Source organism: Nocardiopsis sp. TRM 82005 (assembly GCF_056312425.1).
In genome coordinates, this window is record NZ_JBWDTQ010000020.1 from 54,327 (window position 1) to 71,318 (window position 16,992).

The following is a 16,992-nucleotide window of genomic DNA, read 5'->3' on the forward strand; positions in this document are numbered from 1 at the left end:
ACCCTTCGCGCGGGTCGCCGGCGAAGGGTCCCCGCGAAGGCGGCACGGCCTCCGTCGACCTGCCAGAACCCGCTGGGGGCGCCGTGACCGGTTCCGGACTGCGCGCACGGCGGCGGGCCGGTACGGGGATCGCGCCCCGCGCCGGCCCGCCGGGCCCCACGCCGTGCACGGTGGGTCAGAACAGCTCGATCGCCCGCGAGTAGTGGCAGGCGTCCTGGTGTCCGGCCCCCCGGTCCAGCAGCGCCGGCGGCTCCTCCACGCACTTGGTGCGCTCGTTCTCCGACAGCTCCCCGGCGAACTTCGGGCACCGGGTCCGGAACCGGCAGCCCGACGGCGGGTCGGCCGGGTTGGGCACGTCGCCGGTGACGACGATCCGCTCCCGGGTCCGCTCCTTGACCGGGTCCGGCAGCGGGATGGCCGAGATCAGCGCCTGCGTGTAGGGGTGCGCGGGCGCCCCGAACAGCTGCTCGGTCGTACCCGTCTCCACGATCTTGCCGAGGTACATCACGGCCACCCGGTCGGCGATGTGCTTGACCACCGACAGGTCGTGCGAGACGAACAGGTACGACAGGCCCAGCTCGTCCTGGAGGTCCTCCAACAGGTTGATCACGCCGGCCTGGATGGACACGTCCAGGGCCGAGACCGGCTCGTCCAGGATGAGCACCCTGGGGTTGAGCGCCAGCGCCCGGGCGACGCCGATGCGCTGGCGCTGGCCGCCGGAGAACTCGTGCGGGTAGCGCGAGCCGTGCTCGATGTTGAGGCCCACCAGGTCCAACAGCTCCCCCACCCGTTTCTTGGCGGAGCCGTTGGACTGACCGTGGATCCGCAGCGGTTCGGCGATGATGTCCGAGACCGTCATACGCGGGTCCAGGGAGGCGAACGGGTCCTGGAACACCAGCTGTAGGTCGCGGCGCAGCGGCCGCATCTGGCGCGGGGACAGCGAGTGCAGCGGCTGTCCCATGTAGTTCACCTCGCCCGCCGTCTGCTTGATCAACTGGAGCATGAGTCGCGCGGTGGTGGACTTTCCGCAGCCCGACTCGCCCACGAGCGCGAGGGTCTCGTGCTCACGCAGTTCCAGGTCGATCCCGGAGACCGCCTGCACCTCGCCGACCCTGCGTTTGAGGATGCCCTTGGAGTGGATCGGGAAGTCCTTCACCAGGCCCTTGACGGTCAGGATGGCCTCTCCGCCGTTTCCACCGCCGACGCTCTCGGAGGCCTCGGAGAGGACCTCTCGATCCTCTCCGGTGTCCTCCTCGGCCTCGGCGGTCACCGCCGTCCCCTTGAACAGGTCGGTGGGCCGCGCGTCCCCCAGCTCGTCGCTGAAGTGGCAGGCCGCCGTGTGCGCCTCGGTGTCCCCCACCGCGACACGGACGCGGTCCCCGTTCCCGTCGGTCGCCAGGAGGCGCGGCTCCTGCTCGTGGCAGAGCTCCCGCGCCATCGGGCAGCGCGGTGCGAACGCGCACCCTCCGGGCAGGGAGAGCAGGGACGGCGGGGTGCCCACGATGGGGGTGAGCCGTTCGTTCTGATCCTCGTCCAGCCGGGGCAGGGAGCCCAGCAGGCCCAGGGCGTAGGGCATGCGCGGCCGGTAGAAGACGTCCTCCACCGGCCCCGTCTCCACGAGGCGGCCGCCGTACATCACGCCGATCCGGTCGACGTGGCCGGCCACCACGCCCAGGTCGTGGGTGATCAGCACCAGAGCGGCGCCCGTCTCCTCGCGGGCCGCTTCCAGGGCTTCCAGAACCTGGGCCTGGACGGTCACGTCGAGGGCTGTGGTCGGCTCGTCCGCGATGATGACGTCCGGTTCGTTGGCCATCGCGATGGCGATCACCACACGCTGGCGCATACCGCCCGACAGTTCGTGCGGGTACTGCTTGATCCGCTGTTCCGGGTTGGGGATGCCCACCAGTTCCAGCAGTTCCAGCGCGCGGGCCATCGCGGCCTTCTTGCCCACCTTGTGGTGCGCGAGCACGGCCTCGGCGATCTGGTAACCGACCGTGTAGACGGGGTTGAGTGAGGTCAGCGGGTCCTGGAAGATCATCGCGATCTTGTTGCCCCGGACCTTGCTGATCTGCGCGTCCGTGAGCCCGATGATCTCCTGGCCCAGCACCTTCGCCGACCCCTCGACGCGGGCGTTCCTGGGCAGCAGCCCCATGATCGCCATGGAGGTCACGGACTTGCCCGATCCGGACTCGCCCACGATCCCCAGCGCCTCACCTCGGCGCAGGAGGTAGGACACCTCGCGCACGGCGGGCAGCGGCCCGTCGTCGGAGGGGAAGGTCACGCTGAGGTCCCGGACCTCCAGCACCACATCGTCGTCGCGTTCCACGGTGACCGCTTTCTCGTCGCTCGTGTGATCCGTCGTGGTCATCGCCGCCCCATGGTCTGTCGCGGGTCCAGGGCGTCGCGGAGCCCGTCGCCGATGAAGTTGATCGTCAGGCAGATGAACACCAGGAGGACGCCCGGCGGGTAGAAGAGCCAGGGGCGCGTGGACGCGGCGGTCCGCGCGTTGCCGATCATCTGGCCGAGGGAGATGTCGGGGAGCTGGATCCCGAAGCTGAGGAAGGACATGCCCGCCTCCAGCAGGATCGCCACCGCGATCAGCAGGGTGGCGGCGACGATGATCGGCCCCGCCGCGTTGGGCAGCAGGTGACGGACGATGATCCACCCCGGCGAAGCGCCCGCGGCCCTGGCGGCCTCCACGAACTCCTGCTCGCGCAGGGACAGGACGACGCCGCGCACGACACGGGCGATCTGGGACCAGGAGAACACGGCGATGATCAGGGCGACCGCGTACCAGGTGGTCCCGCCGCGCACGCTGCCCGCGATCGCGGCGACCATGACCAGCAGGGGGACGATCATGAACACATCGACGACCCGCATCATGAGCGAGTCGACCCGACCGCCGTAGTACCCGGCCGTGGCCCCCCACAGAGACCCCACGACGGTGCCGAGGACCGACACCGTGAAAGCGACCTTCAGCGTCTGCTGGGCACCGCGCATGAGCTGGCCCAGCACGTCGTTTCCGGCCGTGGTCGTACCGAGCGGGTGATCGCCGTTGGGCGGAACGCTGGGCGGGATCTCCCGGTGGACGGTGTGGTCCCAGGTCCAGAGGAAGGGGCCGAGGAAGGCGAAGGCGACGATGACGGCCAGCAGCGCCAGGCTGATCATGGCGGGCCGGTGCCGGAGGAACCGGCGCGTGATCATCTGCAACTGTGTGCGTTCGACACCGCCCACGCTCTCGGCGGCGTTGCGGTTGGCGCCTGGCGCCCTGTTCTCACTCATAGCGGATCCTCGGGTCGAGCACGCCGTACAGCAGGTCGGCGATGAGGTTGGCCAGGATGACGGCGGTACCGCTGAGCATCAGCCATGCCATGAGCGCGAAGGAGTCGTTCGCCTCGACCGCCTGGATGAAGAACTCTCCGAGCCCGCGCCACTGGAAGACGCGCTCCGTCAGGACGGTGCCGTCGATGATCCCGGCCAGACCGACCGCCACCACGGTGGTCAGCGGGATCAGGGCGGTACGCAGGGCGTGGCGGCGGATGACTACGCGGTTGGGCAGGCCCTTGGCCCGGGCCAGGCGTACGTAGTCGCTGTTGAGCACCTCCAGCATGGAGGTCCTCTGGTACCGGCTCCACGACGCGAAGCTGGTCAGCATCAGCACGATCGTCGGCAGCGTCATGTACGCGAAGACGTTGGTGATCCTCCCCCACAGGTCCTCTCCCTGGGCCTGGTAGGTGCCGTCGCCGACCGTGGCGAAGAACTGGTTGCCCAGGAGTTCGTTGAACCCGACCCCGGTCTGCTGCACGATGCCCGCGAACCAGAAGGTCGGCATGGCCAGGGCGAGGAAGCCGATGAAGGTGAGGGTGTAGTCGAGCTTGGAGTACTGCCGCATCGCGCTGACCACACCCGAGAGGATGGCCAGGCCGAGGGCGAAGACGGTGGCCGCGCCGATCAGGCGCAGGGTGACCCCGAGCCTCTCGGCGATGTTCGCGCCGATGTCGTAGGTGGCGCTCTGGGTGGAGGGTCCGAACTCGCCCTGGAGCAGTCCGATGTCGCCGTTGCCACCGATACCGGTCATCCACAGCCAGTACCGCTCGGGCATGGAGTGGTCGAGGTAGAGCCGTTCCTCCTGGAGTTCCAGGACCGAGGGGTCGGGGGGAGGCTGTTGGACGCGCAGGTCCGCCAGCGGATCCCCCGAGAGGTCGATCAGGACGAAGGTGAGCAGGGACGCGAGGAGGAGGACGGGAATCGCGCCCAGGACGCGCCGCACCGTGTAAACGAGCATGGGTGTGATCCTTCAGGGGTGAACGAGGACCGGCCCGGACCGGGAGGGTGTCCCGGATCCGGGCCTGGGGCCTGCGCCGATCTACTCGGCGAGGTCCCACTCACCGATGTTGTAGGTGGCGCGGAAACTGGAGTTGAGGTTGTCCTCGATGTTGGCGACCCGGTCGTTCACGAAGAAGTAGTTCGGGTCGGCCAGGAGCGGGAGTACGTAGGCCTCCTCGACCAGGAGCTCCATGGCCTGGTTGGCGGCCTCAGCGGCCTCGTCCTGGTTGGACGCGGTGCCGGTGGCCTCGACCAGCTCGTCGATCTCCTCGTTGTCGAGCCCGCCGAAGTTGCTGCCGCTCTCGCTGTGCCACTGCTGCTGGGGGTTGCTGGTGAAGTACGGCGAACCGCTCCAGCCGAACTGGACGATGTCGTAGTCCTGGGCGTCGAGCATCTCGCCCAGGTTGTCGGTCATCTCGATGGTGGTCTCGATGCCGATCTCGGCCAGGTGGGACTGGACCAGCTGGACGGAGTTGCTGCGCACTACGGTGTCGGTGCTGCGCAGGCGGAAGGGGCCGACCTGCTCGCCGTCGAGCGTCAGGGTGTCGCCGTCGAGCTCGTATCCGGCCTCCTCCAGGATGTCGGTGGCGGCCTCGGTGTCGCCGTCGCCCTGGCCGGTGCCGGTGATGTGGTCGACGAAGTACTCGCTGTCGTTGCTGAAGGTGTGGCTGTTCTTCAGCTCGTAGTCGGGGTAGACGCCTCCGTAGGTGCGGCTGGCGATGTCGTCGCGGTCGATCGCGGTGAAGACGGCCTTGCGCAGCTCGACGTCCGAGAGCCACTCGTTCTCGGTGTTGAGGTCGATGTGCTCCCAGGTGCTGCCCTCTCCGACGGTGAGGGTGGTGTCGGGAATGCCCTCCAGCTCGGTGATGACGTCCTCGCTGAACTGGGCGGGGTTGGCGCCGTCGATCTCGCCGTTGTTGAACGCGTTGACGAAGGTGCCCTCGTCGGTGTTGAAGGGCATGATGATGCGGTCGACCTTGGGCGCCTCGCCCCACCACTCGGGGTTGGGCTCCTTGACGACCTGGTTCTCCAGGTCGCCCTCGGCGATGACGAAGGGGCCGCCGGACCACTCGGGGCGGGTGTCGTGCAGCCAGGTGAAGAACTCGCCCAGCTCGTCCGGGTCGTCGACGTCCCAGCCCTGCTCCTCGGCCAGGTGGGAGGGGTAGAAGCCGCCGCCGGCGCTGACGGTGTCGACCAGACCCATCCACTCGGGGTCGGCCAGCCCGTCCTTGAGGGAGACCGTGAGGGTCTTGCCGTCGGCCTCCATGGTGTCGATCATGTCGGCGTTGGTGGTGAGACGCGAGTCGCAGGTGGTGCAGTAGCCCTCGTCCGGTGAGGCGGACATCATCGCGGTGACCCGCAGGTCCTCGCCGGTCATCGGCTCACCGTCACTCCACACCGCGTCCTCGGCGAGCGTGAAGCTGTACTGGAACGGCCCCTCGTCAGGGTCGTCGTTGATGAGTGTGGGCTCCTCGGCGAGGACGTCCATGTTGTAGGCGTAGCTGCCGTCGGGCTGCCAGAGGCCGGTGTGGGGCACCACGCCTGAGAGCGCCTGGAGGGTGTAGACGCTGCCGCCCGCGGAGCTGATGCTGGCCCAGGACGCGGGGAGGCTGTTGATCACCCAGGTGATCTCCTTCTCGTCTCCCTCACCTCCCTCGCCGCCACCGGAGCAGGCGGTCAACACCATCAGCGCGGAGGTTCCCGCCGCGGCGAGTGCGAGCGTCTTCCTTCGTTTGTGCATCAGTTACACCCTTGATCACTAATACGAGCCGAACCCCGGGGGGCACGTGTGGTTCTCACACATCCCGCAGAATTTAGGCGATTAGTCGATCAGAAGACCATTGAGCGAAATGTCTGTATAGCCCCAGTGCAGGATTCGTGACCCATCCGCAACCGGTTCGCGTTCATCACCCCCCGGGGGGGGCAGAAGCTCGCACCCACCCCCGCGAAATCACGCTCGTCACCACAGGTCAGAGCCCATACCCGGGGGACACGACCACCACCCCGAAGATTCGGACAAGCCAGAAATACATTGTGGATCCTTTGCTTTCGTCAACAGTGTTTATGGTAAAGTAAACACGGTTTAACTACACAGTCATCCCACATGGCTACCCAGGGAAAAGTAGACAAATAGCTCAAAGCTCGCATATACCCTGAAAACCACCCACTAGCCACCAAGTGATTCAGCGAGGGCTTTCGAGTGCACATAAATACGCCATTCATGGGATGACCCGATGATTATAAGATAAAGGCGGCAAGGTCGCCCATAAACCCCTAAAGCACGTAGGGCACATACTGGAATCTGCGCACCCAGCTGTCCGAAACCACCACCCGTAGACCGCCGGAGCGGATAGGGTTTCGTACGGCGATCGCCGTCATCACACACGCAGCAACCAGCGAGAGAGGCCTCTGCCGTGTCCGAAACAGTCCGCCTGGTCTGCCCCGCGGGCCGCAAACACGTGGAGCTGTGGGCTGGTTACGCTCTGGTGGCAATGGGTGCCGTGGCGGTCGCGATCGACCCCTCGCACTGGATCAACATCACCCTCGGCGTCCTCCTGGCCCTCGCGGGTGCCGCGCTGGCCGTGCACGGCCACATGATCAGGCCACCCGTACTGGAGATCTCCGACGGGGAGTTCCGCTACGAGCGCGGCCGCTACATCGTGCGCGTGCCCTTCCACGACATCGGCTCCTACTACGTCCTGCCGGGCCGCATCCGCTCTCTCGGACTGTGCGACACCACCGGTCGGCCCAAGCGCTTCCCCTCGCTGCGCAACCGCCGCACCTCGCGCGCCTACCTGCCGCTGACCGGGATGACCAGCCCGGCCAAGGTCGAGTCCTTCATGGCGGTGGCGGGTATCCCGCCCCGCAAGCGCTCCCTGACCTCCTGAGAGGGCTCTCCCGCGACTCCTGCCCGCCGCCCGGCGTGTGTCCCCGCGGTGCGTCCGTCCGGGATGCCGTGTGTCCGGGCTCAGACGAACCCGATCAGGGCAACTCTGGGCACAACAGACAATTACCCACCACACGCCCCACGTACATACCGACACAAGCCCGTGTCCTCTACTCTCGGTGGGGTGAAGCAGTCCAGAATCACCGCCATCCTGACCGTAGCGGGGATGCTCGCGGCCATGTGGGTCTTCGAGATCCTCGACAGCTTTCTGCTCCTTGGAACGCTCGACCAGCGACTCGGCCTGCGCGCCTGGGACCTCCAGGGTCCCTGGACCATGTTCACCGCACCGTTCATGCACGGCAACCTCGAACACCTCATCGGCAACTCGCTGCCGTTCCTCGTGCTGGGCTCGCTCGTCGCGTTCAGCGGCCTGGGGCGGTTCCTGCTCACCACGCTGATCATCATCCTCGTCAGCGGCGTGGGCGTGTGGCTGTTCAGTTCGCCGACCTCCCTCACCGTGGGGGCGAGCGGCCTGGTGTTCGGCTACTTCGGCTACACGGTCCTTCGCGGCATCATCGAACGCAAGACCATCGACATCGTCATCATGATCTGCGTGATCCTCTTCTACGGAACGATGATCTGGGGGGTCCTGCCCCAGTACCCCGGCGTCTCCTGGCAAGCACACCTCTTCGGCTTCATCGGCGGTCTGCTCGCCGCCTACCTGCTCCCCAAACGCGAGAGGAACAGGCAGCTCAACCAGGGATACGGAGGTGCCCAGGGCGGCTACTACGCCCCCTGAGGCCCCGTCCCCGGCACGGGACCAGGCCGGGGCCGAACACGCGGACGGGCCGCTCCCCGGAGAAGGGGAACGGCCCGTCGGCGTTCACGGGTACTGGGCTCGGGCCGCCCCCGCGGGGCCGCCCTGAGGGCTCCAGGACACGGGGCGAAGCGAAGCCCCGAAGCAGGAACGGCCTCAGAACTCCAGGCCCTCGGCGTCCTCGCCCAGGGTGCGCTCCAGGAACTCGGGGTTGTCCGCGAGCCAGGCGCGAGCGCCCGCCTCGGGGTCGTCCTTGTATCCGCCGTCCTCGGTCACGGTCATGACCTCGAGCTCGGCCAGCTCGTCATCGCTGAGCTCGAAGTTCTCCAGCCAGCCGGTCAGCTCGGGGTAGTCGTCGCCGAACCCGTCACGGCCGACCGAGTGCAGGGTCTCAGCCTCGCCCATGAGGCCGTCGGGGTCCTCCAGGTCCTTCAGGTCGTACTGGGCGTAGGCCGGGTGCGGGTGCCAGAGGGTGACCGCGATGGGCTCCTCGTCGGCGATCGCCGAGTCCAGCTCGGCGAGCATCGCGGCGGTGGAGGACTCGACCAGCTCGAAGTCCTCGTCCAGGCCGTAGCCCGGCATCGCGTCTTCCTTGGTGACGCGGGTCAGACCGGCGCCCGGGTCGATACCGACGATCCGGCCGTCCAGCTCCTCGACGTTGTCCGCCAGGTCGGGGATGCTGTTCACGTCCTCCATGTAGGTGGGGACGGTGACGGTCAGGTTGGCGGTGTCGTACCAGGTGTTGAGCTTCTCCAGGTTGTCCCCGTAGTCCTCCCAGTAGTCAGCGTGGGTGGTGGGGAGCCAGACGTCGAGGTAGAGGTCCACGTCGCCGTTGTCCAGTCCCTGGAACAGCGGGGCCACGTCCAGGTCGGTCACCGTGACGTCGTAGCCCTTCTCCTCCAGGACGACCTTCCACATGTTCGTGGTGGCGATCGCCTCCTCCCAGGCGATCAGGCCGATGTTGATCTCCTTGTCGCCCTCACCGCCGTCCTCGGGGCCGGTGAGGTCCTCACCGCCACCGTTGCCGCAGGCGGACAGGAGGAGTGCGGCGCTCAGGCCCGCGGCGGACAGGGATGCCATGCGCTTACGGCTGTACATCGTGGGATTCCTTCCCTCGGGGAATTCTTCGTGCGGGATCTTGGATGTGCGTACGCTCTGGGCGATCAGGCGGCCGCGGCGCTCGGGCTGTTACGGGTGACGGCCACGGTGAGGCGGTCCAGGAAGATCGCCAGGATGACCACGGCGATACCGGCCTCGAAGCCGAGGGCCCCGTCGTTGCGGGTGATGCCCTCGTAGACCTCGCTGCCCAGGCCGCCGGCGCCGACCATGCCCGCGATGACGACCATCGACAGGCCGAGCATGATGACCTGGTTGACACCGGCCATGATGGTCGGCAGCGCCAGCGGCAGCTGGATGCCGGTCAGGATCTTGCGGCTGGGGGCGCCGAAGGACTCCCCCGCCTCCACCAGCTCCTGGTCGATCTGGCGGATGCCCAGTTCGGTCAGGCGCACGCCGGGCGGCATCGCGAACACGATGGTGGCGACCACGCCGGGCACGGCGCCGATGGAGAAGAAGAAGATCGCCGGGATCAGGTAGACGAACGCGGGCAGCGTCTGCATCAGGTCCAGGACCGGCTTGGCGAGCTTGCTGACCACGTCGTTGTAGGCGGCCAGGACACCGATCGGGATCGCGATGACCACGGCGATGGCGCTGGCCACGAGTACGAGGCCGAGCGTGTCCATGGCGTTGGTCCACTGTCCGACCGACGCCACCAGGGTCAGTGCGATGAGGCCGAACAGGCCCATCCGCCACCCGGCCACCGAGAACGCCAGGAGGCTCAGCAGCAGGATCATCAGGAGCGACCTGGGCTCCGTGACCAGGGCCGGGAAGAGGAGCCAGCCGAGCAGGACCAGCACGAGCCAACCGCCCGCGACGGCACCGGTGCGGAGGCGGGTGCCCTTGTCGAGCGTGCCCAGCACGGCGACCGCGACCAGGAAGACCAGCGAGACGCAGAAGTAGGCGTCCACGTACTGCTGGTCGAACAGGTTCATCGCCCACAGGAAGACCTGCGGCGGCAGGCTGTTGATGACGGTGTTCCCGAGCGCGAACTGCGCCTGGAGGATGTAGAGCACCGAGACCGCGGCGACGATGGCCACCAGCGGCAGGCGTCGGACGCGCAGCAGCGGGACGGCGATGATCACGGCGGCGACGAAGGCGAGCTGCCCTGCCGCCGGGTCGACGAAGAACCCGGACAGGTTCTCCACGGCCCACCGGATGAACACGGCGATGGCGTCGAAGGCGGGGCCGAAGTTGCTCTTGAGCCAGGTGTTGAGGGCCTCGAAACCGTCACCGACCGGCAGGTTCGGCGGGAAGTCGACGGGTGTCACGGTGTCTCCTTTCCGGCCGCGAGCGCGGCGAGTACGGAGTTGCGTGTCACCGTGCCCAGCACACTGCCCTCGTCGTCGACCACACTGAGGCGGTCGGAGGCGGCTGCGCTGGCGTACAGGTCAGCGACCGGGGTCTGGGCGTCCACCCGGGGCTCGGAGGAGCCGGCCGGATCGGCGTCCGGGTCGATCACCGAGGCGGCGGTAAGCACGCGGGTGCGGTCGACGTCCTCGATGAACCGCTCGACGTAGTCGTTGGCGGGTTCGCTGAGAATCTCCTGCGCGGTGCCGATCTGGGAGACGCGGCCGTCGCGGAGCACGCAGATCCGGTCGCCGAGGCGCATGGCCTCGTTCAGGTCGTGCGTGATGAAGATGATGGTCTTGCCCAGGGTCTTCTGGAGCTCCAGGAGCTGGGTCTGCATGTCCCGCCGGATGAGCGGGTCCAGCGCGCTGAAGGCCTCGTCCATGAGAATGATGTCGGTGTCGGCCGTCAGTGCCCTGGCCAGGCCCACACGCTGCTGCATGCCTCCGGAGAGCTGGGACGGGAGCTTGTCCTCCCAGCCGTCAAGACCCACCAGTTCGAGGGTCTCCCGGGCCTTGTGGACACGCTCAGCGCGCGGTACGCCGCGCAGCTCCAGGCCGTAGGCGGCGTTCTCCAGGACCGTGCGGTGGGGCAGCAGGGCGAAGTGCTGGAAGACCATGCTGACCTTCTCGCCCCGCAGCTTCAGAAGGTTCTTCCTGGTGAGGGCGGTGATGTCCACGCCGTCGACCTCGACCGTCCCCGCGGTGGGTTCCAGGAGGCCGTTGAGCATCCGGATCAGGGTCGACTTCCCCGATCCGGACAGGCCCATGACGACGAAGATCTCGCCTGGTTCGACCTCGAACGACACGTCGATGACGGCGGCCGTCACGTCGAGGTCTGTGATGGTGTCACGGTGACTACCGTCCGAGAGCCGCTCAACGGCGGCTCGGGACTGTTTTCCGAACACCTTGTACAAGTGGTCTGCGCGTACTGCTGACACGGTCTCCTCAGAGGGCTGTCCCGGCCGCGAGGCGTGCCGGACACAGTCCGCCCTTCGCCATCCGCGGTTTTCGCAGGTAGTCGGCCCGCGCAGGGGCCCCTTGCATGCCCTCACAGGGGCGGAACCGCTACCTGGTTCTCTTCGGAGCGCAACCCTACCGAGGTACGTAGGCACAGTTCAGGCGGTATATAACCACCAAATAACATGTTTAAACTGCGTAAAAGCCATCTTTCGACTTGTAGCAGCGGTTGTCGACGTCGCCCGGCGCCTATATGTGATCTATGCCACTGGCAAACGGGGGGTGAACTTGGTCACATATTAGAGACAAGCGGGGCGAGCGACAGAAAGTGTCTATCCATGACCGTACCGTAAACAGTTCTTCTTGTCTTCCCCTGGTCACCCAGGGTTGATTCGGGTGCGGATGAAGTTCTGGTGGGACCTGGACGGCGTCGGTCCGCGCTGCCCCTGGTAGCGGGATCCGTAGCCCGCGGAGCCGTAGGGGTGCTCGGACGGGGAGGAGAGGCGGAACATGCACAGCTGGCCGATCTTCATGCCCGGGTAGAGCTTGATCGGCAGGGTGGCCACGTTGGAGAGTTCGAGCGTGACGTGACCGGAGAAGCCGGGGTCGATGAACCCGGCCGTGGAGTGGGTGAGCAGCCCCAGGCGTCCCAGGGAGCTCTTGCCCTCCAAGCGGCTGGCGATGTCGTCCGGGAGGCTGACGACCTCGTAGGTGGACGCCAGCACGAACTCGCCCGGGTGCAGGATGAAGGCTTCCTCGCCGTTGGTCTCGATCAGCCGGGTGAGGTCCGGCTGTTCGGCCGAGGGGTCGATGTGCGGGTACTTGTGGTTCTCAAACACCCGGAAGAAGCGGTCCAGCCGTACGTCGATGCTGGAGGGTTGGACGAGACCGGGGTCGAAGGGGTCGATCCTGACCCGCCCGGCGTCGATTTCTGACCTGAGATCACGATCGGAGAGCAGCACGCTCCGAACCTACCGCCTGGGACAACGCTGCGTAGTCGCGAGCCCCCCGCCCGGAGTGGGCCCGCGCCGACTTGCCCACACAGTCCGAAGTTGGGCTAGGATGGCGTGCGTTGCCAGCCGGTACTCCGGCGGCGCGACGCGGATGTAGTTCAATGGTAGAACTTCAGCTTCCCAAGCTGATAACGCGGGTTCGATTCCCGTCATCCGCTCCAGACACACAGACGGCCAGGTAGATCGGTGAGAACCGAACACCTGGCCGCACTGCTTTCCGGGGCCTGTCCCGGTCGCCGTGCCACACGCGCGGACGCCGACCTCAGTGGCGGGCACCCGCGGGCGGCGGACCGTCGCCGTCCTCCTCGGCCCGGTTCGCCCTCAGCTCCTCGGCCACCCTCTCCCCCAGCCGGTCCGCGATCGCCGCATCCAGAGCCGCGAACTGTGCAGGATCAGCCGCCCCGTGGCGGCGAGGTGGTTCCGTTCGGCGGTCACCACGGCCCGCCGTTCCACCCAGGCCCGTTGCTGTTCGGTGGGCGGGTTGGGTTCCACCACGGGTTCCTCAGCCAGGTGCCAACCCTCTTCGCACTGGATCCGCCGCAGCGACCGCTTGCACTTGGCGCAGGCCGGACACCGCGATTCCAGCGTGGAGCCGCACGGGACGTCGATCACCTCACTGGCACCGGTCGCGATGTCCATACGTCGAAGGGACACCGGCCGGATGCACACCCCGTGGTCGACGGCCACCTCACGCGCCAGCGGTTGCGCGAGCCGTTCGGCCCGTGTCGGCTTACCGGTAGGCGTCGGCATCAGCCCACCCCCACAACCACAGAGCGGGAGACCCCCACCGCATGCACCGCCAGCCCCCATCGATATGGCCGCTCGTTGTGATCGGCCTGCCCCTCGCAGCCGCAACCAACTTGGTACTTACGCGCCTGCTACTCGAGGGGGATACACCCCTCCTTCTGGCGATGCTGCTGCTCCCCTGGACGTACCTCTTCCTCAAAGCGGTCCGGGAGTACCGGCAAGATAGGCGCGCTTACCTCGGACATCAGCCCACCTCGCCATCCGACGACAAGACCGCCCCATAGTCATCGGCCATGGCGGTGATGTCGTCATCGGACACGTACGCCGCACGGACCCGTGTCGGGGCCGGTGAGCCCTCCAGACGGACGTAGGCCACCCCGGGAAGGGTGGGGTCGATCAGGTGGGCCTCAGCACCCCGCTCCCGGGCACCCTCGCCGAGGACCATGTCCACCTGGGAGGCTTCGTCCAACCTCAGGGCCACCTTGTCCGGGAACAGATTGCGCAGGTTCATGACCTCCTTGCGCGGATCCTGCAACGCCGCCAGCACAGCGAAGCCGACCGAGCGGCCCTGTGTGGTAGGCGGTCAGGAACGCCACCTCGTCCAAGAGCACGACCACGAACGGGTCATCGGTCGTGGGCACGTGGGAGCGCTGTTTACCCGCATAGCGTTCAGCCCGCTCCCGCATCGAGGGGTTCGGCCAAGGTGTCACGGCGGGGGAACTCAACGTGATGTCACGGGGTCCGTTGACGACCACGCGGCAGGAGGGTGCGGCGAAGCCGTGCGCCAGCTCGGCCACGCGGTGCTCGAAGACGGCCGGGGAGGTACCGGCGGCGAGGGACACACGGACGTAGTCAGCCCAGGCGTTACGGGAGACCCGGCGGATACGGGGCAGGTAGCGGCGTTCCTGGTAGGACTCCGCCAGACCCGAGATCACCGGTACCGGTTACCGAGGAGCAGATCGAGCATGTCCGCGCAGACTTGGAGCGTGACCCCTCACCCCTCATACGTGGGGATCACGCTGGACACGCTCAGAAACCAGGAGAACGCACACGAGGTGGGGGAAGTCCCGCGTACACGCGACTACGAGTTCACCTCCTTTGATGAGTCGGCGGTAGCGGATCAGTGTGCAGGCGATACGGGTGAAGGCGAGGAAGTGGTCGGCCTTGTGTTCGTACCGGTGGTGCAGGCGGCGGCGTCCGGCCGGCCTCGAACAGGTCGCAGTGACGAACTCGAATGTCAGCCCCTTTTTCTAAACTGCCGACATGTACGAATCCGAAGCAGAGATGGCCGATCTGGGCGGTGGCACGGACAGCTCGCTCCGGGTGGCGGCTGCGGTGCGGGACTGCCTCACACCGTTGCGGATGTCGGAGGTCTTCGAGCCGGTGGTCGAGCACGTACTGCGCGGTACCGGGCCCGAGGCCCTGGCGACGTTGCGTGAGCGGCAGGCCGGCGCCGACATGGTCGCCAGGCCGGAAGTCACCTGGTCGGCCAAGCGGGTGACGGCCGTCGCCGACCTGCATCCCGGCTGGTCGCCACGGGATGCCGAGGCCGCACGGCTCACGGTCTACCAGGTCGCGCAGGCCGACGTGCTCGCTCGGTTCGGGCAGGTGCTGCACGCCGCCGCCGGCAGGACCCCGGGCTCCGGGGAGCCGTCGTGGCTCCTCGCGCTGGCCGACGACGTGACCCGTGTGTACGGCGCCGCGGACGGGGTCGGTGCCGAGAACGTCCAGCGGCGGTGGGGCCCCCGCACCCTCGTCGAGGTCGCCCGAGCCGGCGACGCCCCCGGCCGGACTCCCGTGCACGCCACTCTGTCGGCGCTGCTCGCGGACTCCCGCCATTGGGCGTATCGCCGGCACCGATTCCTGGAGAGCGACGCGGGCGTCGCGTTCCTCGCCCGGTATGCCGACGAGTTCGCGGACGTCGCCACCGGGCTCAAGGACCACGTTCGGAGGTATGTGGCGCGCCTGTGCGCGCGCGGACCGGAAGCGCACGCCGGACTCGCCGCCGAGCTGGCGGTCGACGCCGACGCGGGCGCTCGCGCGGAGGCGCTGGCCACGCTGTCCCGGCTCGACGGGCCCCGACAGGTCGACCTGCTGCGACAGCACCTGCGGACCGCGTCACCGGACCGCCTGCCGGATGCCCTGGCTCGCCTGGCCGACCTCGGCGGCGGCGTCGTGGCGATCGAGGAGGCCCTGGCCGACGGCGGCACCGGGTCGGAGGACCCGGAACGCGATCAGCTGCTACGCCGGGCCGTCTTCCGCGTGCGGGTGCTGAGAGCGGCGGAGGCCGTCGTCCCCCTGCCACCCGTCGCCGCGCCCCAGGACGCGGACCTCGCGGAGAAACTGCGGGCGCTGGGGGCCGGCAGGTCCGACGGAGACCGCTCCTGGAACAGCGTCGAGGCGCGGCTGGCGCTGATGCCCGACGTCCGGGCCCTGCGAGACGCGTTCCGCGCCGCCGGGATGTCCGACGCGGACCGGCGGACCGCCGCGCTCCTGGTCACCCGCACGACCCAGACCCACCGAAAGATCGGCGCCTTCCTGACATCTGAGAACGCCGAGCGCTGGTGGCCCCTGTTCGCTGAGCGCCTCGACCTCGCGGACGAGTACCTCGACGGCGGTGACGGAAAGCGGCACCCGTACCAGTCCGCCGTCGACACGACGACGATGATCCTGACGATCCTCGAACGGTTCCCTGCCGCCCCTGAGGCCCTGGTCCCGCGCCTGACCTCGCTCGCGCTCGGCGCGAACCGCCACCGCCTGCCGGCCCGGCGGGTGCTCGGCGACCACCCGGGTGCCCGGGCAGCCGCGACGGCCGCGCTGTCGGACGCCGACGCGGGGATCCGCTCGTCCGCCGCGGAGTGGCTCGCAGGGCTGGGTGAGCCGGGAGTGGTGGGGCCGGAGCCCGGCTGGGAGTTCGGTGCGGGGGTGCTGCACCCGGCGGTGAGAGTCCTGCCGGCGTCGACGCTGTGGTGGCTGGACCGGTTCCGGGAGCAGGCGCTCGACAGGGGAGTTCCGGCGGACGACGTGGACCGGTGGCTCGGGCTGGCCCGCCCGAAGCTGCGGACGGCGCGCGACGGCGCCGGCCCGGTCGTCGGCCGGCTCGGCGGTCCACTGATGCTCCCGCCGGACGTGCCCACCCCGGCCACGGTGTGGGACTCCGACGACCCCGATGGCTCCTATGAGTACCAGCTCATCGTGACGCTCGACCTGGCGGCGATCCCGCCGGAGGCCACCGACCTCCCGCTCCCGCCCGACGGCCACGTGCTCCTGTTCGCGAACATCGAGCTGGATGACGTTCTCCTGCCGGGCGGCGCCGTCTACGTCCCGGCGGGAACGCCGGTCCGGGAACGGGAGGTCTCGCTCGACTACCAACCCTACGAGTACGACTCCCCCGAGGACCTGGACGATAAGCTGCGGCGCATCGGTGACCTGCGGCTGAGCCCCGGCGTGGGACTGCCCTCCTGCTCTGTCGATGACGAGGCCCTCGCCCGGCACCCTCACACGGAGACGCTGCAGGCTGTCTGGTCCGAGCAGTCCGACGAGGGGGGCGAGTGGCAGATCGGTGGCTACGCCGCGGACTTCGACGGCTACGGGGACCCGGCACCCGCCTCGGCGTCCCTGGAGGAGGGCGGGCAAGGGTCCAGCCCCGAGGACTGGGTCCTGCTCGCGCAGTGGATCGGGGTCCCGATGGGGATCCTGTACTGGACCATCACCCGCCAGGACCTCGAGGCGCGCCGCTTCGACCGCGTCGTCGTGCAGATGTACTCCAACCCCTGA

General features: G+C 68.1%; 12 protein-coding genes, 1 tRNA gene and 2 pseudogenes. 4 read left to right on the forward strand and 11 right to left on the reverse strand.

Going from position 1 to position 16,992, the window contains the following annotated elements; all coding sequences use genetic code 11:
* Positions 1-175: 175 nt before the first annotated feature.
* The 4 genes from AC0T5L_RS16670 to AC0T5L_RS16685 all read right to left on the reverse strand — a co-directional run bounded on the left by AC0T5L_RS16670 (position 176) and on the right by AC0T5L_RS16685 (position 6,067).
* Positions 176-2,368, reverse strand: coding sequence for an ABC transporter ATP-binding protein (locus tag AC0T5L_RS16670; protein WP_476166408.1), 2,193 nt, complete (start codon positions 2,366-2,368; stop codon positions 176-178).
* On the reverse strand, positions 2,365-3,282 hold the full coding sequence (locus tag AC0T5L_RS16675; RefSeq protein ID WP_476166409.1) for an ABC transporter permease: 918 nt from the start codon (positions 3,280-3,282) through the stop codon (positions 2,365-2,367). The genes AC0T5L_RS16670 and AC0T5L_RS16675 overlap by 4 nt, the downstream gene beginning before the upstream one ends.
* Positions 3,275-4,285: an ABC transporter permease gene (locus AC0T5L_RS16680; RefSeq protein WP_476166410.1), complete on the reverse strand. Its 1,011-nt coding sequence runs from the start codon at positions 4,283-4,285 to the stop codon at positions 3,275-3,277. Before AC0T5L_RS16680 ends, AC0T5L_RS16675 begins: the two co-directional genes overlap by 8 nt.
* Before the next feature lie 81 nt (positions 4,286-4,366).
* Positions 4,367-6,067 carry an ABC transporter family substrate-binding protein gene (locus tag AC0T5L_RS16685; protein WP_476166411.1) on the reverse strand — a complete coding sequence of 567 codons (1,701 nt, stop codon included), beginning with the start codon at positions 6,065-6,067 and terminating at the stop codon, positions 4,367-4,369.
* A 673-nt stretch (positions 6,068-6,740) separates the two neighbouring features.
* Between AC0T5L_RS16685 and AC0T5L_RS16690 the strand changes: the two genes are divergently transcribed.
* Positions 6,741-7,214 carry a hypothetical protein gene (locus AC0T5L_RS16690; RefSeq protein WP_476166412.1) on the forward strand — a complete coding sequence of 158 codons (474 nt, stop codon included), beginning with the start codon at positions 6,741-6,743 and terminating at the stop codon, positions 7,212-7,214.
* Between the two features lie 183 nt (positions 7,215-7,397).
* The gene (locus tag AC0T5L_RS16695; protein WP_476166413.1) at positions 7,398-8,012 is read left to right on the forward strand and encodes a rhomboid family intramembrane serine protease; all 615 of its coding nucleotides are present in this window, start codon (positions 7,398-7,400) and stop codon (positions 8,010-8,012) included.
* A 174-nt stretch (positions 8,013-8,186) separates the two neighbouring features.
* Here the strand turns inward: AC0T5L_RS16695 and AC0T5L_RS16700 are convergent, their stop codons facing one another.
* The 4 genes from AC0T5L_RS16700 to dcd all read right to left on the reverse strand — a co-directional run bounded on the left by AC0T5L_RS16700 (position 8,187) and on the right by dcd (position 12,417).
* Positions 8,187-9,128: a glycine betaine ABC transporter substrate-binding protein gene (locus tag AC0T5L_RS16700; RefSeq protein WP_476166414.1), complete on the reverse strand. Its 942-nt coding sequence runs from the start codon at positions 9,126-9,128 to the stop codon at positions 8,187-8,189.
* Between the two features lie 65 nt (positions 9,129-9,193).
* Positions 9,194-10,417: an ABC transporter permease gene (locus AC0T5L_RS16705; protein ID WP_476166415.1), complete on the reverse strand. Its 1,224-nt coding sequence runs from the start codon at positions 10,415-10,417 to the stop codon at positions 9,194-9,196.
* Positions 10,414-11,412, reverse strand: coding sequence for a quaternary amine ABC transporter ATP-binding protein (locus AC0T5L_RS16710; RefSeq protein ID WP_476166494.1), 999 nt, complete (start codon positions 11,410-11,412; stop codon positions 10,414-10,416). Before AC0T5L_RS16710 ends, AC0T5L_RS16705 begins: the two co-directional genes overlap by 4 nt.
* A gap of 420 nt (positions 11,413-11,832) precedes the next feature.
* Positions 11,833-12,417: a dCTP deaminase gene (gene dcd / locus AC0T5L_RS16715; protein WP_476166416.1), complete on the reverse strand. Its 585-nt coding sequence runs from the start codon at positions 12,415-12,417 to the stop codon at positions 11,833-11,835.
* Between the two features lie 138 nt (positions 12,418-12,555).
* Here dcd and AC0T5L_RS16720 point away from each other — a divergent pair.
* Positions 12,556-12,629, forward strand: a tRNA-Gly gene (locus AC0T5L_RS16720).
* Between the two features lie 160 nt (positions 12,630-12,789).
* On the opposite strand, the gene AC0T5L_RS16725 is transcribed toward AC0T5L_RS16720, so the two are convergent.
* The 3 genes and pseudogenes from AC0T5L_RS16725 to AC0T5L_RS16735 form a co-directional block, all read right to left on the reverse strand.
* Positions 12,790-13,218: a replication initiator gene (locus tag AC0T5L_RS16725; RefSeq protein ID WP_476166417.1), complete on the reverse strand. Its 429-nt coding sequence runs from the start codon at positions 13,216-13,218 to the stop codon at positions 12,790-12,792.
* Positions 13,219-13,459: 241 nt separating this feature from the next.
* Positions 13,460-14,159 (reverse strand): annotated as a pseudogene (locus tag AC0T5L_RS16730) (hypothetical protein); the annotation flags it as partial.
* A 153-nt stretch (positions 14,160-14,312) separates the two neighbouring features.
* Positions 14,313-14,417: pseudogene (locus tag AC0T5L_RS16735) on the reverse strand (IS5/IS1182 family transposase); the annotation flags it as partial.
* A gap of 61 nt (positions 14,418-14,478) precedes the next feature.
* Between AC0T5L_RS16735 and AC0T5L_RS16740 the strand changes: the two are divergent.
* A complete protein-coding gene (locus AC0T5L_RS16740) occupies positions 14,479-16,992 on the forward strand; it encodes a DUF1963 domain-containing protein (protein WP_476166418.1) in 2,514 nt (837 codons plus the stop codon).